The sequence below is a fragment of the Lacinutrix sp. genome (genome assembly GCF_037625555.1).
GTDB lineage: Bacteria > Bacteroidota > Bacteroidia > Flavobacteriales > Flavobacteriaceae > Lacinutrix.
The window spans coordinates 14,387-34,874 of record NZ_JASJHV010000072.1 but is presented as its reverse complement, the minus strand read 5'-3'; the positions used below and the strand labels follow the sequence as shown (position 1 = coordinate 34,874).

16 protein-coding genes, 1 tRNA gene and 2 pseudogenes are annotated in these 20,488 nt (G+C 30.7%); 10 read left to right on the top strand and 9 right to left on the bottom strand.

The window, feature by feature from the left end; translation table 11 throughout:
- Positions 1 to 1,759, bottom strand: a pseudogene (locus tag QNK89_RS06170) (hypothetical protein); the annotation flags it as partial.
- 161 nt (positions 1,760 to 1,920) lie between these two features.
- Here QNK89_RS06170 and QNK89_RS06165 point away from each other — a divergent pair.
- The 5 genes from QNK89_RS06165 (at position 1,921) to QNK89_RS06145 (ending at position 5,303) form a co-directional block, all read left to right on the top strand.
- Positions 1,921 to 2,721: an RNA methyltransferase gene (locus QNK89_RS06165; protein WP_340170141.1), complete on the top strand. Its 801-nt coding sequence runs from the start codon at positions 1,921 to 1,923 to the stop codon at positions 2,719 to 2,721.
- 73 nt (positions 2,722 to 2,794) lie between these two features.
- Complete coding sequence (locus tag QNK89_RS06160) at positions 2,795 to 4,027, top strand: M48 family metallopeptidase (protein WP_340170140.1); 1,233 nt, start codon at positions 2,795 to 2,797, stop codon at positions 4,025 to 4,027.
- Positions 4,028 to 4,331: 304 nt separating this feature from the next.
- Positions 4,332 to 4,733, top strand: a complete 402-nt coding sequence (locus QNK89_RS06155) for a hypothetical protein (RefSeq protein WP_340170139.1) — start codon at positions 4,332 to 4,334, stop codon at positions 4,731 to 4,733.
- 101 nt (positions 4,734 to 4,834) lie between these two features.
- A complete protein-coding gene (locus QNK89_RS06150) occupies positions 4,835 to 5,053 on the top strand; it encodes a VOC family protein (RefSeq protein ID WP_340170138.1) in 219 nt (72 codons plus the stop codon).
- Positions 5,054 to 5,141: 88 nt separating this feature from the next.
- Positions 5,142 to 5,303 (top strand): hypothetical protein, encoded by a 162-nt coding sequence (locus QNK89_RS06145; protein ID WP_340170137.1) that lies wholly within the window; start codon positions 5,142 to 5,144, stop codon positions 5,301 to 5,303.
- Positions 5,304 to 5,341: 38 nt separating this feature from the next.
- Here QNK89_RS06145 and QNK89_RS06140 read toward each other — a convergent pair whose 3' ends face one another.
- Complete coding sequence (locus QNK89_RS06140; RefSeq protein ID WP_340170136.1) at positions 5,342 to 6,007, bottom strand: M15 family metallopeptidase; 666 nt, start codon at positions 6,005 to 6,007, stop codon at positions 5,342 to 5,344.
- A 44-nt stretch (positions 6,008 to 6,051) separates the two neighbouring features.
- On the opposite strand from QNK89_RS06140, the gene QNK89_RS06135 reads away from it, so the two are divergent.
- The 4 genes from QNK89_RS06135 to QNK89_RS06120 all read left to right on the top strand — a co-directional run bounded on the left by QNK89_RS06135 (position 6,052) and on the right by QNK89_RS06120 (position 10,659).
- On the top strand, positions 6,052 to 6,654 hold the full coding sequence (locus tag QNK89_RS06135; protein WP_340170135.1) for an alpha-ketoglutarate-dependent dioxygenase AlkB: 603 nt from the start codon (positions 6,052 to 6,054) through the stop codon (positions 6,652 to 6,654).
- 99 nt (positions 6,655 to 6,753) lie between these two features.
- Positions 6,754 to 7,677 carry an alpha/beta hydrolase gene (locus QNK89_RS06130; RefSeq protein ID WP_340170134.1) on the top strand — a complete coding sequence of 308 codons (924 nt, stop codon included), beginning with the start codon at positions 6,754 to 6,756 and terminating at the stop codon, positions 7,675 to 7,677.
- Positions 7,678 to 8,647: 970 nt separating this feature from the next.
- Positions 8,648 to 9,907 (top strand): DUF819 family protein, encoded by a 1,260-nt coding sequence (locus tag QNK89_RS06125; RefSeq protein WP_340170143.1) that lies wholly within the window; start codon positions 8,648 to 8,650, stop codon positions 9,905 to 9,907.
- 53 nt (positions 9,908 to 9,960) lie between these two features.
- Positions 9,961 to 10,659 (top strand): DUF4369 domain-containing protein, encoded by a 699-nt coding sequence (locus QNK89_RS06120; protein WP_340170133.1) that lies wholly within the window; start codon positions 9,961 to 9,963, stop codon positions 10,657 to 10,659.
- Positions 10,660 to 10,776: 117 nt separating this feature from the next.
- Here QNK89_RS06120 and QNK89_RS06115 read toward each other — a convergent pair.
- The 5 genes from QNK89_RS06115 to idi form a co-directional block, all read right to left on the bottom strand.
- A tRNA-Thr gene (locus QNK89_RS06115) sits at positions 10,777 to 10,850 on the bottom strand.
- Between the two features lie 57 nt (positions 10,851 to 10,907).
- A complete protein-coding gene (locus QNK89_RS06110; RefSeq protein WP_340170132.1) occupies positions 10,908 to 11,174 on the bottom strand; it encodes a hypothetical protein in 267 nt (88 codons plus the stop codon).
- A 114-nt stretch (positions 11,175 to 11,288) separates the two neighbouring features.
- On the bottom strand, positions 11,289 to 12,266 hold the full coding sequence (locus QNK89_RS06105; RefSeq protein WP_340170131.1) for a type I phosphomannose isomerase catalytic subunit: 978 nt from the start codon (positions 12,264 to 12,266) through the stop codon (positions 11,289 to 11,291).
- A gap of 3 nt (positions 12,267 to 12,269) precedes the next feature.
- Positions 12,270 to 12,677 (bottom strand): 6-carboxytetrahydropterin synthase, encoded by a 408-nt coding sequence (locus tag QNK89_RS06100; protein ID WP_340170130.1) that lies wholly within the window; start codon positions 12,675 to 12,677, stop codon positions 12,270 to 12,272.
- The gene (gene idi, locus QNK89_RS06095) at positions 12,661 to 13,197 is read right to left on the bottom strand and encodes an isopentenyl-diphosphate Delta-isomerase (protein ID WP_340170129.1); all 537 of its coding nucleotides are present in this window, start codon (positions 13,195 to 13,197) and stop codon (positions 12,661 to 12,663) included. Before idi ends, QNK89_RS06100 begins: the two co-directional genes overlap by 17 nt.
- A 566-nt stretch (positions 13,198 to 13,763) precedes the next feature.
- On the opposite strand from idi, the pseudogene QNK89_RS06090 reads away from it, so the two are divergent.
- Positions 13,764 to 15,353: pseudogene (locus QNK89_RS06090) on the top strand (peptide chain release factor 3).
- Positions 15,354 to 15,705: 352 nt separating this feature from the next.
- Here the strand turns inward: QNK89_RS06090 and QNK89_RS06085 are convergent.
- Together QNK89_RS06085 and rpoC are read right to left on the bottom strand one after the other, a co-directional pair.
- Complete coding sequence (locus QNK89_RS06085; RefSeq protein WP_340170128.1) at positions 15,706 to 16,026, bottom strand: DUF3467 domain-containing protein; 321 nt, start codon at positions 16,024 to 16,026, stop codon at positions 15,706 to 15,708.
- A gap of 122 nt (positions 16,027 to 16,148) precedes the next feature.
- Positions 16,149 to 20,450: a DNA-directed RNA polymerase subunit beta' gene (rpoC, locus tag QNK89_RS06080; RefSeq protein WP_340170127.1), complete on the bottom strand. Its 4,302-nt coding sequence runs from the start codon at positions 20,448 to 20,450 to the stop codon at positions 16,149 to 16,151.
- Positions 20,451 to 20,488 lie beyond the last annotated feature (38 nt).

The window sequence follows — 20,488 nt, the reverse complement described above, 5'->3', positions numbered from 1 at the left end:
CTACGTAATCTATTGTCGAGTAATTACTTCCTGGGCAATCAATACTAGCATCAGAATCTACATAAATTGTAATAGTGTCGCCTGAGGCTTCAAATATTAAATTTGTTAGGTCTCCAGCGTTACCATATGGAGTCGCTGCATTTAAATTTGTAACACCATCACTATCTAAAACTATTAATTCATCGTAAATATTTTCAACTTGACCAGAAACAATAACCAATTGTAAAGGTGTGCCATCACTACTAGTATACGTGTATTGTAATGTTTCGTTATTCGAATAACAAAACGAGGCTGTTACAGGCTGACCACATATTACTGTTACTGGGCAATTACCAGAAATAATATCGAAAAACGAAAGCGATGAACACTCACTATTAACCTCATTTACAGAAGCTGTTATCGTTTGGTTTGTATTTACTGGCAAATAACTTGAAGGATTTTGTATTGCATTTACTTGATTAGCAGCATCTGCTGTACTTTCATAAAAAGTTACTGTATATTGATTGAGGTCTAAACCATCTAAAATTTCAGGAATTATAATTGATAAATCGTAAGCCTGATTTGGGTCGCAAGACGTTAAATTACTTGCTGTACCAAGTACTGGATAGAAGCCTATATTTACGGTTGTTGTATCTGTATTTACACAACCTGTAACTGTATTAGTAATAGTTACTGTATAATCTCCAGCTTGACTAACATGTAGTGTTGGTGAAGTTGAACCTGTATTCCATTGGTAAATAGCATCTTGTTGCGTTACTGTGTATGGCACTAAGTCTATACTATCTCCTTGACAAATAGTATAAATATCATCAAAAAGTATAATTGGCAACTCATTTATTTGTAAATTAATTGTAGTGATTACAGAATCTCCAGTTGCTATTTCTGTAACGCCTACATATATAGTTAGTAGATTTGGATTAGCATCAAAAGAATTAGGATTTGTTATTGCATTTGTAACTGTTAAAGCATCATCGTAAGTTTCATAATAAGCTACAGTATAATCGTTAGCTACAAGATCACTTAGAATGTCTTGATTAGCTAAAGTTAAATCAAATACTGTTGTACCAATAGCATTATTATCATTGCAAGCTTCAAGAGCTGCAGAGTTAACTTGAAAAGGAGCGTATTCTGTAAGTAAAACTAATGCTACTAGTGCAGAACAATTACTATTAACACTCTCTACTCTCGCATAAACAGTGTCTGGGTTGCTTATATTGGTATAGTTACTTGTGTTTACTATTGGGTTGTTTCCTGTGTCTGCATCGCCTGTTGTGGTATGATAGTTAACTATTAGTCCTGTTGCACCACCAGTTATTTCTAAATCTTTATCTGTTAAATTAAACGTAGTAAAACCATCGTTATCTGGATCTTCTTCGACCAATGGTGTTGGTGTAAATGCAGCTGGTGCTTGTTCTACTACTAAATCTAAGGTCGTAGTATCAAAACCACCATTATTTATGTCTTCTACTCTGACATAAATGGCTTGTGGGTTTACCGTATTGGTGTATGGACTAAAAATCTCTACAGCTCCATCATTCATGTCTGCTCCTGCTTGATTACTAAAATAGGTTAAACTAATACCGGTTTGACCGTTTAGTATTTGCGCGTTGGCATCTTCTAAATTAAAAGCTTCTAATTCGTCTCCAGGGTTATTAACATCGCATAATGCTAATGGGTCTGGTTGATTTGCGACTACTTGTGCAGATATAAAAGAAGAAATTATTAATGAAAATAAAACGGTAAGTAATTGTTTTTTCATGATAGCGTTGTTAGTTTGTATTGGTTTAATACCACTTATATAACAATTAACAAGTTATATCTCCTACTTTAAATTTGTAATTGCTTGAAGTAAATATTTTAGAAACAAGAGATTTAGCTTAAATTTGTTTCGGCAATAAATATATGTATTTTTTTATTTAAATGATTAACAAACAAATAAACAGCACTCAAATTGCATTAATAAAACAAATTGTTTTATTAAAAGAAAAATCTCGCGAACGTAAAAAATCTAGATTATTTTTAGTTGAAGGTATTCGTGAAATTGAATTAGCGTTAAAAGGCGATTATACGCTAAAAAGTATTTTGTTTTATGCTGAATTGTTTTCTGCTGAAGATTTAAAGACACTTTCTATAAACAACACTGAAATTATAGAAGTTAGTAAAGACGTATACCAAAAAATAGCATATCGAGAAACAACCGAAGGTATTATTGCTATTGCAGAAAACAAACAGAATAATATAGATAGTTTAGTCTTTAAAAACGCTAATCCGTTAATTTTAGTTGCAGAAGCACCTGAAAAACCAGGAAACATTGGTGCTATTCTAAGAACTGCAGATGCAGCCAATATAGATGCCGTAATTATTGCTAATCCTAAAACAGATTTATACAACCCAAACATAATACGTTCTAGTGTAGGTTGCCTGTTTACTAACCAAATTGCAACTGGTACTACTGAAGCTATTATAGAATTTCTAAAGTCAAAACAAATTAATATATACGCTGCAATTCTTCAAGAGTCTCTAGAGTACCATAAACAAGATTATACAAAAGCTACAGCAATTGTTGTTGGCACAGAAGCTTCTGGTCTAAGTGAAACCTGGAGACAAGCAGCCTTACAAAACATTAATATTCCTATGCAAGGTGCTATAGATTCTATGAATGTATCTGTTGCAGCAGGTATTCTTATTTTTGAGGCTAAAAGGCAACGTGATTTTAAATAATATCGCATCATTACACTAACAAAATTAAAAACAGCAAGGAGGTTTAACAACCTCATCAAATATTATTCAAACTATGACTCCAACTATTCTATTCTATATTTTTATCTCCATTTTAATTGTTAGTTTTATTATAGATCAAGGATTAGATACTTTAAATGCTAAGCATTATAACGATACCATTCCAGAAGTATTAAATGATGTTTATGATACTGAAGAATACCAGAAATTTCAAGATTACAAGAAGACTAATTATCGTTTTTCTTTAATAACTGCTTCTTTTTCTATAGTAACAACATTAGCCTTTTTCTTTTTGGATGGTTTTGCTATAATTGATGGAATTGCTAGAGATTTTAGTAAAAACGAAATTATAATTACACTCCTTTTCTTTGGTATTATTATGTTAGGAAGCGATATAATTACAACGCCTTTTTCATACTATCAAACTTTTGTAATTGAAGAAAAATTTGGATTCAATAAAACCACAAAAAAACTTTTTATAATAGATAAAATAAAAGGTTGGTTAATGTCTATTGTTTTAGGTGGAGTAATTTTAGCGCTGTTAACTTGGTTTTATCAAACTACAGAAAACATGTTTTGGCTATATGCTTGGGCATTAATTGCTGGTTTTACTTTGTTTATGAATATCTTCTACTCTCGTCTTATTGTACCATTATTTAATAAACAAACACCTCTAGAATCTGGAAGTCTTCGTGATGCTATTTCTAACTATGCACAAACCGTAGGTTTTAATTTAGACAAAATTTTTGTAATAGATGGCTCAAAAAGAAGTACCAAAGCAAATGCCTATTTTTCTGGTTTTGGAAATGAAAAACGTGTAACGCTTTACGATACCTTAATAAATGATTTAGAAGAAGAGGAAATAGTTGCTGTTTTGGCTCACGAAGTTGGGCATTATAAAAAGAAACACATTATTTTTAATCTGGCAACTTCTGTATTACTTGCAGGTTTAACCTTATACATATTATCATTATTAATTTCAAATCCGTTATTATCTCAAGCCTTAGGTGTTGCAAAACCTAGCTTTCATATTGGTTTAATAGCTTTTGGAATTTTGTACTCTCCTATTTCTACCATTACTGGTTTAATTATGAATTGGTTCTCAAGAAAATTCGAGTACCAAGCCGATGATTACGCAAAAAACACCTACAAAGCGCAACCATTAATTACATCGCTAAAAAAATTATCTAAAAACAGTTTAAGCAATTTAACGCCACATCCTGCTTATGTTTTTATGCATTACTCGCATCCTACATTACTAGAGCGTTTTAAGAATTTAAGCAAATAATATGGAATACATTAGTCATAAAAAAGTATTTAAAGATCCAATATTTGCATCTTTTATTTCTAGCTGGCAAGATCTAGAGAATCCAACTAAAAACACTATTATTTAAGCTGGCGAATATTTTGATGAAGACACCGAAACCGTAAGATTTTTTTTCTAAAGATGAATTAGAAAAATCATTACAAAAAGACATTAGTAATTTCAAAAAAATTACCGACAATCTTAAAAAAGAAGATTTCGAAATGGTTGGCAAATTTTAATAGATGCTCCAGAGTATACAGACGAAGTTCTATTTTTAGCAGAAATTATGGCTTTATTTGCTAAAATACACCATTTAGAATACACTTTTGTTCCATTATTTAATGTGCCATGGTTTCATAAAACTATAAAAGGCCACCATCCTTCAACCAAAAAAGCATTTTCTAATTTTAAAAAGTTAATTGTAGAAAAAGACTATTCTGGAGGACTCCTGGTTTCAGATTATAAAGTATTACAAAACATGCTGCCAGACTATTTTAACTTGGTACAAGGTAATTATTATGGCTATAACTTTTTTTATGCTCAAAATTTAAAAACAGTATGCTCGTTTCACTATTCAGGGCAAATTTGGTTTTATATCTATTCTCAAGACGCTATTAAAAAAATCGAATCCTTTATTAATAAACACAACCTTATTATAAATACACAGTTTACGTCTTACAATATATAATCTAGCACGATTCTGTTTATTTTTATAAAAGGAAGTAACTTCGTTTAACTATCTTAGACTAGTTTCAGTAAGAATTGTTAATAAAAAAAACTTAAACAGATATGATAAAAGGACTTTTTGAAACCCATTTATATGTTGAAAATCTTGAACGTTCCATTGCCTTTTATACCAATATACTTAAACTTGAGCAATACCATTATGAGGAAAACAGACGCGTAGCCTTATTCTGGATTGGAAAACCACAACAAGCTATGTTAGGCTTATGGGAAAAACCAAAAGAAGAGATAGATGTAAGGCATTTTGCTTTTCAATGCGATTAGGGATTGGATTTTAAATGAATCTGTTAGTTTTCTTAAAGCAAACAATTTAAACTTTTGGAATTTCTTAAACGATAAAACCGAACAGCCTATGGTATTTACAAAGATACCAGCCATTGCTATTTATTTCTCAGATCCAGATGGACATTATTTGGAGTTTATTGGAGTCTTACCAGGAAAACATCTTCCAAAAAAAGAACCTTTAGTAGTTTCTTATAACGATTGGTTAGAAATGGAAAAGAATAAAAATTAAAATATTACTTTAGTAATACATTTAACCAAAACAATGTCCTACTCTACTAAAAAATCGAAATACTGGTTTCTGTAAGGCTCGCCTCTTAAAGTAAAATGCCACCATTCTTGAGCATAGTTTCTAAAGCCATTGTTTAGCATCACTTGTTGTAATGTTTGTCTGTTTTTAGATTGTACTTTAGCTAGGTTCTTATTTTCCACCCAAGATTCGCTTCCAAAAAAATCGTAAAGTGATCCCATATCTAGCACTTCTCCTGTTTTTGAATTTACTAAAGTAACATCTAGAGTACTACCACTGCTATGCCTAGATTTAGAAGCGATATAACCATCTCTAAATAAATTTTTCTTGTCTACTCTTGGGTAAAATTGCTTTTTCATTAACGTATCATTTACAACCTTTGCCCAACGTGCAAAATGATTAACAGCACGTTGTGGTCTATAGGCATCATAAATTTTTATAGACAGATTTTGCTTAGCCAATTCTGCTTGCACAAGCTTTAAAGCTGAAGCTGTTTGGGTAGTCATAATTGCAACATTAGCATGGTAACCGTCTATTATTTCGCCAACAAAATTATTATCACCACAGTATTGCAGGTCAACCTCAATATTAGGAATTTCAATTTTAGCATACACAAAACCTTCAGGTAATTGGGCAAAAGCAACTAGTGAGATTAAAGTTAGCAAAAAGCTATAAGCAAATTTCATTATAAAGAATTTATAAGCTAATTTAGAGAAATAATTAGTTTTTTATGTTTTCTTCAGAAGAAATACACCTCAATTTAACAGATGCAGAAATAAGTTATTTCCCTAATTTCTTCTCTCAAGAGGAAGCACAAGCCTTTTTCAATACCATATTAAATGAAACTAATTGGAAGCAGGATGATATAAAAGTTTTTGGCAAAACCTATCCTCAACCAAGACTAACAGCATTATTTGCAAACAACAACAAACCTTATAGCTATTCTAATATTACTATGCAACCTAATGTTTTTACTGAAACTTTATTAAAAATAAAATCTAAAATAGAGACAAAAACAAATATTAAATTCACCACTTGCCTGGTAAATTTATACAGAACAGGTAACGATAGTAACGGTTGGCATGCAGACAACGAAAAGGAGTTAGGAGTAAATCCTGTAATAGCTTCAGTTACATTTGGTGCTCCACGTTATTTTAATTTAAAACACAGAAAAGATAAAAAATTAAAACAAAAACTACTACTAGAACATGGAAGTTTACTAATCATGCAAGGCGCTACACAACACCATTGGCTTCACCAAATTGCTAAAACAAAAAAAGATGTAAAACCTAGAATTAACCTTACATTTAGAATTATACAACACTTAGGTTAAAATAAAAGGCTTTATTCTTCAATATTTAAGTGTAAATTTGCGTTGTATAATTACAATCAGTACTTCTAAATCATAGTGAACTGTTTAAATAAAAATATCATGAAAACTAAATTTTTTATTGTTTTAATGTTTGTTACTTTTTTTGGTTTTTCTCAAGAAAGAAATTTTATAGCTCAAGAGGTCGCTATTAATGAACTCATTGATGGTACATTACTAATTCCAGAATCTAGTAAAAAACAAAATTTAGTTATTATTATTGCTGGATCTGGCCCAACGGATCGTGACGGAAATCAAAATTTTTTAAAATCTAATGCACTTAAAAAATTAGCAGAAGGGCTAACTACTAATAACATTGCTACTTTTCGATATGATAAGCGTATAGTAAAACAAATAAGAAAAGGGAATGTAGATAAAGACATGATGTTTGATGATTTTGTAGTAGATGCTAAATCTGTAATCAATTATTTTAAAGCTACTAAAAATTACAACAAAATTTACATCGCAGGACATAGTCAAGGTAGTTTAGTAGGTATAATTGCTGCACAAGGTTTAGCAGATGGTTTTATTTCACTTGCTGGTGCAGGACAATCAATAGACAAAGTAATTATTGAACAAATAGAAAAAACTGCACCAATGTATTTAGAAGATACTAAACGTGTTTTTAAAGTCTTAGAAGAAGGTAAAACTACTACAAATTTTCCTCCTGCATTAGTTTCTATATTTAATTTAGAAGTCCAACCTTTTATTTCTAATTGGATGTCGTACAATCCAATAACTGAAATAAAAAAACTAGAGATGCCAATACTAATAATTAATGGCACTAAAGATTTACAGGTTACAGAAGCTGAAGCCAAATTGCTTAAAGAAGTAGCTCCAAAAGCAGAATTATTAATTATTGAAAAAATGAATCATATATTGGTAACTATAGAAGGAGATAATTTAGAGAATTCTAAATCATATAATGAATCAGGAAGAAAATTATCTACAGGATTTATAGATGCTATTGTGACATTTATAAAATAAAAACATCTATTTAAAATAAAAAAGACTCACATTACTGTGAGTTTTTTTATTTTAAAACTCTACAAATAGAAAAGCGTCTTAAAAAAGACGCTTTTTCATACTAACCAACCAAAAATATGGTAATTACCACTCTTAATTTAAAGTAACCACACTCTAAAATAGTCGTTGTAGTAATTACAATTTATAATTCAATTAACGTGCCAAACTTATTTTATTCTGTTTTTTATATCTTATTTTATGAAACATTTCACATTTAAGATACAATAGAAAAAACGTCTATAAGAAGACGTTTTATCAAACTAACTAACCAAAAATATGATAACTACTTACTCGTAATCTAAAGTAACCACACTTACAAATAGTCACTGTAAATAATCTCGATTAGTGTATTTCAATTTACGTGCCAAAGTTTATTTCTTACTTTTTTTTATACTGTTTTAATTTGGTATTTTGCAAGAACTAAAACCATCCTTTTATGAAAAAATTATATAAATCAACACTTTTAGTCTTAGCTTTATTGTTTTCGTCTATGAGTATATCTCAGTCATTAACAGTTGAGAAAGTTGATAAAAATAGTATTAAAGCATATAAAATACCTTTAAAAATAGAATCTACATCTTTTAACTCCTTTGAATTGGTTTTTATAATTAAAGATTCGTTAGTAAAAGTTGAAGATGTTAAACTCGGAAAGAATCTATTAAATGAGGATTTTAAATTTTCAGAATCAAAAGGAGTCTATACCTTAACTTATAAAGGAAAAGTAGAATTAATTAATAAAGAAAAAAATAAGTTATTAGATTTAGTGGTAAGAAATCGAGAAAGCTTTATTGATGAAAAATTAATAGAATTTAAAACTGTAAATTTTACCAATAATAGCCAATTGATTAATCTAAGTACTATTGTAGAGAGCTCTACTGCCTATAAAAAAGAACCCTTAATTACAAAAGACACCATTGTTTTTGGATTACTAATGATCGCTTTAGGGTTTATTTTTTTCTCAGAATCAATAGAATCTGGATTTTGGTCAAAATTTTATAAAATAGTTCCAGGTTTATTTGTTGCTTACATGCTTCCAGCTGCATTAACCACATTTGGGTTAATTGCACCAGATTGGGAAACTGTTGATGAAGCTAAAAATTTTACCGAACATCATACCAGTCTTTATTATGTTGCTAGTAGATACTTATTACCTGCTGCACTTGTATTAATGACGTTAAGTATTGATTTAAAAGCTGTTTTTAATCTGGGTTGGAAAGCTCTCGTTATGTTCTTTACTGGTACTTTAGGTATTGTAATTGGTGGTCCAATTGCTATTCTATTAATTTCAATTGTTTCACCAGAAACTGTTGGAGGAATTGGTTTTGATGCCGTTTGGAGAGGATTATCTACTTTAGCAGGTAGTTGGATTGGTGGTGGTGCAAACCAAACAGCTATGCTTGAAATATATCAATTTAACCAGGCAAAATATGGTACAATGGTATTTGTTGATATTGTTGTTGCCAATGTTTGGATGGCTATTCTATTAATTGGAATTGGAAAATCTGATAGAATAAATAAATGGTTAAAAGCTGATAATTCATCTATAGAAGAATTAAAAGCTAAAGTATCTAGTTTTTCAGAAAAAGTAAAACGTAATCCCACTTTAACAGACATGATGATAATTGCTGCTATTGCTTTTGGAACAGTAAGTATTGCACATTTAGCTGCAGATTTTCTTGCTCCTTTATTTAAGGACATAGTTGTAAGTATACAATCACCAACTGTTAAAAACATCTTTACCTTCTTAGGTTCTAAGTTTTTCTGGATGATTAGTGTTGCAACAATAATTGCAATACTATTATCGTTTACAAAAGCAAAAAACTATGAAGGCGCTGGAGCCAGCAAATTTGGTAGTGTATTTATTTATATTCTAGTAGCATCAATAGGTATGAAAATGGATTTAACTCTAATTTTCGATAATGTTGGTCTTATAGCAGTAGGTGTTGTTTGGATGTCTATTCATGCAATCCTATTAATAATTGTTGCAAAACTTATAAAAGCTCCATACTTCTTTTTAGCCGTAGGAAGCCAAGCCAATGTTGGTGGTGCAGCATCTGCTCCTATTGTTGCTTCTGCTTTTCATCCTTCTTTAGCTACAGTAGGTGTATTGTTAGCTGTTTTTGGTTACGCAGTTGGAACTATTGCTGCAATTGGTTGTACAATTTTAATGGAATTAGCAGCTGCTGGTTAGTATTTAATTAATTTTTACATCATATTTACGCTCTTAAAAATCAAATATTACTCATGCAAAGATTATTTATTCTATTAAGTTTATGTTTTGTCTTTTCCTGCGGAAATGAAACTTCAAATAAACTTACTGTAAAAGGAAACATTAAAGGCTTAAAAAAGGGCACAGTGTACTTAAAAAAAGCTAATGATACTTCTTTGGTTACTTTAGATTCTATGACTGTAAATGGGAACTCTAATTTTAAATTACAAACCACAATTGATAGTCCAGAAATTTTCTATTTGTATCTTGATAAAAATGATAATGATGAGAATAGAATTATATTTTTTGGAGATAAAGGCATTACAGAAATTAATACCTCGTTAAAGCGTTTTAATTACGATGCAAAAATTAAAGGATCTTCACAACAAGAAACATTTGAAGAGTATTTAAGCGTAGCTTCAAAATTTAATAATAGAAACTTAGAATTAATAAAAGAAAGTTTCGATGCTATTAAGGATAATGACACTGCTTTAATTAATGAAACTGAAAAAACTTATAAAAAACTCGAAAAACGCAAATACTTATATACAGCAAACTTTGCTATTAATAATAGAGATAGCGAAGTTGCACCATATTTAGCATTAACAGAGCTGTATAATGCAAATATTAAATTTCTAAATATTGTGAATGATACTTTAACTCCTATGATAAAAGCATCTACTTACGGAAAGGAATTACAACGTTTTATTGATAAAATTGAAATGAAAGAATAAATTCATCCTACTATAAACAAATAAACCACCTAAAATTTAATTAAGTTTTAGGTGGTTTTTTGGTTAAAATTAGAGTAAAAAAAACCTCAATTAAATAAATAATTGAGGTTAATTAAGAGCCGATGGAGGGACTCGAACCCACGACCTGCTGATTACAAATCAGCTGCTCTAGCCAGCTGAGCTACATCGGCGAAACGAGTGCAAATATAATTTTGTAAATGATATTTGTAAACTTTTTTTAAAACTTTTTAAAGTTTATTTATTCTTTCTATTAATTCTATTCCCTTAGACTCTAATTGTGAGTTAATTGACTTAAAATGCGCTTTCTTATTTTCTACATCTTTTGCATTAACTTGAGCTATTAAATCATCAAAAACTTTAATCGCGTCATCAATAACTGCTTCACTTTTTTTTGTGTCTTTAGTTGCGTTTGTATATTCCCAAACGTAAACTGCTTCAATAATGTCACCTAACACGTAATTAATGTCTTTTTTTAGGTCTCTTTTATTTGCCATAATATTAAATTTATTTAGGATGCAAAAGTAAAGAATTAATTTGGATTAAATACTTGAAAACATCGAACTGTTTTAAAGTTAAATTGAATTAATTTAAAATATTTAAGTATCAATCTAAATATAAACTTCAAGTAGTTCTGCTACTTTAGCTTCTATTTTAAAATACTTTAAAGTTGCTGGCATTAATACGGTCTCTCCTTTTTTTATAGTTTCCATAGATGTTGGAGTTATTATAGTTGCTTCTCCTTGAACACACATATAAATTATAAAAGAATCTAACGTGTTCTTTTTTTCCAGAGTCTCTGAGTCTATTAGTAAATAATTAGTTGTAAAATAGGGGCAACTTACAAGTTTGTTTACTTTATTTTTAGTTTTAGAATAGTCTACCCTAAAATCGTTTTTCATATTAAAGTTAATAGCATCTATAGCTAAATCATTATGTAAATCTCTAGAATTACCAAAACGGTCTACTCTATCCCAATCGTAAACACGATATGTTATGTCACTAGTTTGCTGGATTTCGGCTAGCATAACTCCTGCTCCAATTGCATGTACACGTCCTACTTCTATAAAATAAGCGTCTCCAGATTGCACAGTATCGAAATTTAAAATTTTAGGAAGAGTATTGTTTTTTAAATGCTTTAGATATTTAGCAGAATCCATTTCTTGATTAAATCCTAATATTAAATTTGAATCCTTATCTGCATCCATAACATACCACATCTCTGTTTTTCCAAAAGAATTATGACGTTTTTTTGCTAATTCATCATTAGGATGTAATTGTATTGACAAATCTTCTTTAGCATCTATAAATTTTATAAGTAATGGAAATGTGTTACCAAAAACCGAATAGTTTTTATCACCAATTAAATCTGTTTTATAGTCCTTTAAAAGCTTTTGAAGAGATTGACCTTGCAATGTTCCATTTATTACAACAGAAGTATCTCCTTCAACATCGCTTATTTCCCAACTTTCACCAATATTTTCACCAGTATCTTTTTTATTTAAAACTGATTTTAATTTATTTCCTCCCCAAATTTTTTTTTTAAATATGGGTTGAAATTTTATTGGATAAAGTTCTTTTAATATCATCTATTAACCTTTGTAGCTTACAAAATTCCTTGGCGTTTCGTATAAGACAACTTCTAAGTCTAAATTAGAATCTAATTTTGCTTTAATCTTTTGGTGTATAACTACAACTATATTTTCTGCAGTAGGATTTAAATCTTTAAATTCTAAAACATCTAAGTTTAAATTTTTATGATCGAAGGCGTCTTCAACTTCCTTTTTGATAATATCTTTTAGAATTTTTACATCTATTACAAATCCTGTTTCTGGATCTATCTCTCCTGTAACACTTGCAATCAAATCATAATTATGACCATGGTAATTAGGATTGTTACATTTACCAAAAATGGCATTGTTTTTTTCATAGCTCCAATCTTTTCTATACAATCTATGTGCAGCATTAAAATGTGCACGTCTACTAACTGTTACTTTCATTTGTTATGTTTATAAATTCGTAGAACTTATCGAATATTATCTTAAACCAAGCTGTGTATAATTCTGGTTTTTCGCTTATATCTTTTTTAACCTCTTCTAATGGCATCCACTTCCAGGTTTCAACCTCTTCTCTATTTATGTTTGGCTCTTTTTCATAATATCCAACCATAATATGATCTAGTTCGTGCTCTGTTAAACCATTATCAAAAGGTGCTTTATATATAAAAGATGTTTTCTCTTCTAAAGATGTATTAAAGCCCATTTCTTCTTGTAAACGTCTTTTTCCTGCTTGTAAGTTGCTTTCACCTGCACGATGATGACTACAACAAGTATTAGTCCATAATCCAGGAGAATGGTATTTAGTTAATGCGCGTTGCTGGAGCATTAATTCATTTTTACTATTAAAGACGAAAACTGAAAAAGCGCGATGTAAAAGCGCTTTTTCATGCGCTTCCATTTTTGCCATTAAACCAATTTGCTCGTCTTTTTCGTTTACTAAAATTACTTTTTCTTCTTCCATATCTTTTTTAAGCAAAGCAAATTTACAAAATAGCAAAAAACAATAACTCACTTTTAAGTTTAAATTAGCACTTTTGTTTTTACACACAAAAAAAGGCTGCTTAAAGTTTTTTTACCACTAAATAACACATGTGATGTGCGTGCAATTAATGGATAAAATCCAATATTTATTTTTGTATATTTTTTAATCATTTTATTTTAAACCACCCAGAAAGTGGATTTTTAAAATTTTTTTTATAAATAATTAAAAACCGACAAAATAGCCAACAACAAAGAACCTGTATATTATCATTATTCACAAAAATATGAACGACTACTACAGATATAATTGACGAAATACAGAATTAGCCGATAAAAAGCAGGTCATCTAAAAAAACATCATAAAAAATAAAACACTTAAATTTATTAACAACAAAAGAACAAAATATCCTCTTGCCATAAGATTTAATGTTTTAAAACAGAATATTACTATTCTTAATGATGGATTAATATTATTGCTTGCATAATAATTGTTAAGACTATTAACATACAAATTCAAAAAGTTATATTTGCCAAAATTTATATTTCATGACGTTTTTAGAAGAAATAAAAAGAAGAAGAATATTTGGGATTATTTCTCATCCAGATGCAGGAAAGACAACACTTACAGAAAAATTGTTGCTTTTTGGTGGTGCCATACAGGAAGCTGGAGCTGTAAAAAGTAATAAGATTAAAAAGGGAACTACGAGTGATTTTATGGAGATTGAGAGACAACGTGGAATTAGTGTTGCAACGTCTGTTTTAGCTTTTGAATATAATGGCATAAAAATAAACATATTAGATACACCTGGACATAAAGATTTTGCTGAAGATACTTTTAGAACACTTACTGCGGTAGATAGCGTAATTGTTGTAATTGATGTAGCAAAAGGTGTATAGGAACAAACAGAAAAGTTAGTTGAAGTTTGCCGAATGCGAAATATACCAATGATTGTTTTTATAAATAAAATGGATCGTGAAGGTAAAGATGCTTTTGAGCTTTTAGACGAAATTGAACAAAAATTAGGCTTAACAGTAACGCCTTTAAGTTTCCCTATTGGTATGGGTTACGACTTTAAAGGTATTTATAATATATGGGAACGCAACATTAACTTATTTAGTGGTGATAGTAGAAAAAATATTGAAGAAACAATTGAAATTTCTGATTTAAACTCTAGTGAATTAACAGATTTAATTGGTATAAAAGCTGCTAATACATTACGAGAAGAAATTGAATTAGTAGAAGGTATTTATCCTCCATTTAACAATCAAGATTATTTAGACAGCAAGCTACAGCCAGTGTTTTTTGGTTCGGCATTGAATAGTTTTGGAGTAAGAGAATTATTAGATTGTTTTGTTGAAATTGCACCTAAACCTAGAGCTAAACAAAGCGAAGAACGTCTAGTAAAACCAGATGAAACAGATTTTACTGGTTTTGTATTTAAGATTCATGCTAACATGGATCCAAATCACAGAAACCGTCTCGCTTTTATTAAGATTGTTTCTGGGGAGTTTAAAAGAAATACACCTTATTTACATGTAAGACATAATAAAAAAGTTAAATTCTCTAGTCCGAATGCATTTTTCGCAGAGAAAAAAGAAATTGTAGACATCTCTTATCCTGGTGATATTGTAGGATTACAAGACACTGGAACTTTTAAAATTGGAGACACCTTGACACAAGGCGAAATACTTAATTACAAAGGTGTACCAAGTTTTTCTCCAGAACATTTTAGATATATCAACAACGCAGATCCATTAAAATCTAAGCAGCTAAATAAAGGTATAGACCAATTAATGGATGAAGGTGTTGCACAGTTATTTACCTTAGAATTAAACGGTAGAAAAGTAATTGGAACAGTTGGTGCTTTACAATACGAAGTAATACAATACCGATTAGAGCACGAATATGGAGCCAAGTGTACTTATGAGAATCTTAATGTTTTTAAAGCATGTTGGGTAGAACCAAAAGATAAAAAAAATGACGAATTTAAAGAGTTTAAAAGAGTAAAACAGCGCTTTTTAGCAAAAGACAAAAGAGGACAATTGGTCTTTTTAGCAGATTCTTCTTTTTCGTTACAAATGACACAACAAAAATATCCAGGCATAAAGTTTCACTATGTTTCGGAATTCAAGTAAGCAAAAATTTGTTTTTAATAGCCGTAGAGCGGTTTATTCACAAAAAAAAACACTCTCTACAGGATCATGCAGTAAAAACAGCTTATTATTTAATGTAAATAAATTTAACTATTGAAACAATGATTAGTCATAATATTTAACTGTGGTGGTTATTAAAATGTATTTTTTTTAATTGTTGTAGAAATTCTACCATAAAAAAACTCTAAATAAATATTTAGAGTTTTTTTATAATTTGAAAAGCCTAGAAAGCTTAACGAATAATACCAAATTTTAAAGGTATAGGTGGTTGCTCTCAAAAAACATTTCGAGCACCAACATTTAATTTATAGAACTACGAGTCAAAAAGTGAGTATTAAGCTTGACCTGTAGGACCAAAGTTTAAAGGTATAGGTGGTTGCTCGTAATCCTTAATTTCACCATGTGCCTTTTCAAAACGTTTTACATTATCATTTAATGCTTTTAGCAATCTTTTTGCATGTTGAGGCGTTAATATAATTCTAGATTTCACCTTACTTTTTGGTGTTCCTGGCATTACACTTACAAAATCTACAACAAACTCTGAAACAGAATGATTAATTATTGCAAGGTTAGAATAGATACCTTCTGCTACTTTTTCATCTAATTCTATATTTATTTGATTTGGTTTTGGTTTTTTATCTTGACTGTTATCCATAATATTAATTTTAATTAATTTGTTATAAGAAAAAAGTCCTGCTAGATTACTTAGCAGGACTTTTTATTTATTTATGTTAAAACATTTAAATCATGATATTCCTATACTTAGGAAAACAATTATTAATTGTAATTCACTTCTTCTTTTGACTGTAACATTTGGTCAAACTCTTCTTTAGATCCTACTATAATTTTTTCGTAAGTACGCATTCCTGTTCCTGCTGGAATTCTGTGTCCTACAATTACATTTTCTTTAAGACCTTCTAAAATATCAATTTTACCTGCTACTGCTGCTTCGTTAAGTACTTTTGTTGTTTCCTGGAACGATGCCGCAGAAATAAACGATTTAGTTTGTAACGATGCTCTTGTAATACCTTGCAGTATTGGAGTTGCTGTAGCTGGTTGTGCATCTCTTGCTTCAACTAATGCTTTATCTTCACGACATAATAAAGAATTCTCGTCTCTTAATTCGAAGGCAGTAATTATCTGTCCTTCTTTTAAGTTAGTAGAGTCTCCTGCATTTTCGACTACTTTCTTACCAAAAATAGCATCGTTCTCTTCGATAAAATCTGCTTTGTGAGCTAATTGATCTTCTAAGAAAATAGTATCTCCAGAATCAATAATTCTTACTTTACGCATCATTTGTCTTACAACAACTTCGAAATGCTTATCGTTAATTTTTACACCTTGTAAACGGTATACTTCTTGAACTTCGTTCACTAAGTATTGTTGTACAGCTGCAGGTCCTTTAATATTTAAGATATCGTTTGGTGTAATAGAACCATCAGATAAAGGCATACCAGCTTTTACAAAATCGTTTTCTTGTACAAGAATCTGACTTGATAACTTCACTAAGTATTTCTTAATATCTCCTAATTTAGATTCTATAATAATTTCACGATTACCTCTTTTAATTTTTCCAAAAGAAACAACACCATCAATTGCACTTACTATTGCTGGGTTAGATGGATTACGAGCTTCAAATAATTCTGTTACTCTTGGTAAACCACCTGTAATATCACCTGCTTTAGAAGATTTACGTGGTATTTTAACTAAAACTTTACCAATCTTAACTTTCTCTCCGTCGTCAATCATTATGTGTGCTCCTACTGGTAAGTTATAAGAACGAATTGCTTCACCTTTAGCATCTTCTACAATAAGAGTTGGAATTAATTTCTTGTTTCTAGACTCTGAAATTACTTTTTCTTGGAAACCTGTTTGCTCATCAATTTCAACTTGATAAGTAACACCTTGTTCAATATTTTCATATCTCACTTTTCCTGCAAATTCAGAAATAATTACACCGTTATATGGATCCCAAGTACAAACAACATCTCCAGCTTTTAACTTATCTCCATTTTTAATTTCAATAGTCGAACCATAAGGAATATTATTAGTACTTAAAGTAATCCCTGTTTTCTTGTCTATAAGTTTAATTTCTGAAGTACGAGAAATTACAATATCTATTGCTTTTCCGTCTTTATCTTCGCCTTTAACAATTTTTAATTCCTCAATTTCTGCAACACCATCAAATTTAACTGCTAAGTTATTTTCTTCTGAAATGTTACCTGCTATACCACCTACGTGGAATGTACGAAGTGTTAATTGTGTTCCTGGCTCTCCAATAGATTGCGCAGCTACAACTCCAACAGCTTCACCACGTTGTACCATTTTATTGGTTGCTAAGTTTCTTCCGTAACATTGCGCACAGATTCCTTTTTTAGCTTCACAACTTAATGGTGAACGAACTTCTACAGCATCAATAGGAGAAGCTTCTATTGCCGCAGCAATATCTTCTTCAATTAATGAGCCTGCTTCTACTATTATCTCTTCAGTTAATGGATTGTAAACATCATTAAGTGCAATACGTCCTAAAACACGTGCTCCTAATTTCTCTACAACTTCATCATTTTTCTTTAAAGCTGAAACTTCTACACCTCTTAATGTACCACAGTCTACACTGTTTACAATAACATCTTGAGAGACATCTACTAAACGACGTGTTAAGTAACCTGCATCTGCTGTTTTAAGTGCTGTATCTGCAAGACCCTTACGTGCACCGTGAGTAGAAATAAAGTATTCTAAAATTGAAAGCCCTTCCTTAAAGTTAGAAAGAATTGGATTTTCAATAATAGATCCTCCACCTGCTGTAGATTTTTTAGGCTTAGCCATTAATCCACGCATTCCTGTAAGCTGACGAATCTGTTCTTTAGATCCACGAGCTCCAGAGTCAAGCATCATAAACACAGAGTTAAATCCTTGTTGATCTTCCCTAATACGTTTCATTGACAATTCTGTCAATTCTGCATTGGTAGACGTCCAGATATCAATAACTTGGTTGTAACGCTCGTTATTAGTAATTAGTCCCATGTTATAGTTACCAGTAATACCATCAACTTTTTTGTTGGCAGCATCAATCATAGATTGCTTTTCTGGTGGAATAATAATATCTCCTAAACTAAATGATAATCCACCTTTAAAGGCAAATAAATATCCTAAAGTTTTAATTTCATCTAAGAAAGCTGCCGTTTCTGGTACGCTTGTTAGTTTTAAAATATCACCAATAATATCTCTTAAAGATTTCTTAGTTAATACCTCATTTACATAACCTGCAGCAGCTGGTACTTTTTCGTTAAATAGTACACGACCAGTAGTTGTTTCTATAATTTGAGGAACAAGTTCTCCAGCTTCATTAAAGTCTATAGTTCTTACTTTAATCTGCGCATTTAAATCTACACGCTTTTCATTATAAGCAATGTTTACTTCTTCTGCGGAATAAAAAGTCAAGCCTTCGCCTTGTACTGGAACTTCTGGAGTTGATTTACGTAACTTAGTCATGTAATACAGACCAAGTACCATATCCGGAGATGGTACAGTAACTGGAGCACCATTTGCCGGATTTAATATATTATGTGATGCCAACATTAATAATTGACATTCTAATATTGCTTCTGGTCCTAAAGGCAAGTGAACAGCCATTTGATCTCCATCAAAATCGGCATTAAATGCGGCACAGGCTAAAGGGTGTAATTGTATAGCTTTACCTTCAATAAGTTTTGGCTGGAAAGCCTGAATACCTAATCGGTGAAGCGTAGGCGCACGGTTTAGTAATACTGGATGTCCTTTAAGAACGTTTTCCAAGATATCCCAAACCACTGGCTCTTTTTTATCTATTATTTTCTTAGCTGATTTTACAGTTTTAACAATTCCTCTTTCGATTAATTTACGAATAATGAATGGTTTGTATAGCTCAGCAGCCATATTTTTAGGTAGACCACATTCAAATAACTTTAATTCTGGTCCAACAACAATTACAGAACGTGCTGAATAGTCTACACGCTTACCAAGTAAATTTTGACGAAAACGTCCTTGCTTACCTTTAAGTGAATCTGATAAAGATTTTAACGGTCTGTTAGAATCTGTTTTTACTGCTGATGACTTACGTGTGTTATCTAATAATGAATCTACAGATTCTTGTAACATACGCTTTTCGTTACGTAAAATTACTTCTGGAGCTTTAATTTCCACAAGTCTCTTAAGACGATTGTTACGTATAATTACACGACGGTATAAATCATTTAAATCTGAAGTTGCAAAACGTCCACCATCTAAAGGCACTAATGGTCTTAATTCTGGTGGTATAATTGGCACCACTTTTAAGATCATCCATTCAGGACGGTTTTCTCTATTTAAATTAGATTCACGTAAAGCTTCTACAACTTGAAGACGTTTTAGTGCTTCAGTTTTACGTTGCTTAGACGTTTCAGTATTAGCTTTGTGACGTAATTCGAAAGATAGAGTATCTAAATCTATACGTGCTAATAAATCGATAAGACACTCAGCTCCCATCTTAGCTATAAACTTATTTGGGTCTGAATCTTCTAAATAATTATTATCTTGAGGAAGTACTTCTAATATATTTAAGTACTCTTCTTCAGTTAAGAAATCCATTTTTTGTAATGGTTCTCCTTCTGCATTTTTAGCGTTACCTGGTTGGATTACTACATAACGTTCGTAGTAAATAATCATGTCTAACTTCTTAGAAGGTAAACCTAATAAATAACCTATTTTGTTTGGTAAAGAACGGAAATACCAAATGTGAGCAACAGGCACAACTAAATTAATGTGCCCTACTCTATCACGACGTACTTTCTTTTCTGTTACTTCTACTCCACAACGGTCGCAAACAATACCTTTGTAACGAATTCTTTTATATTTACCACAAGCACATTCGTAGTCTTTTACAGGACCAAAAATACGCTCACAGAATAAACCATCTCTTTCTGGTTTATGTGTACGATAATTAATAGTTTCTGGCTTTAAAACTTCACCTCTAGACTCTGCTAAAATAGACTCTGGTGATGCCAAACCAATTGAGATTTTATTAAACCTCTGTACTGTATTCTTATCTTGCTTTCTTGCCATAATTTTTTGTATAAAAATTATTTATTTTCTTATTAGAG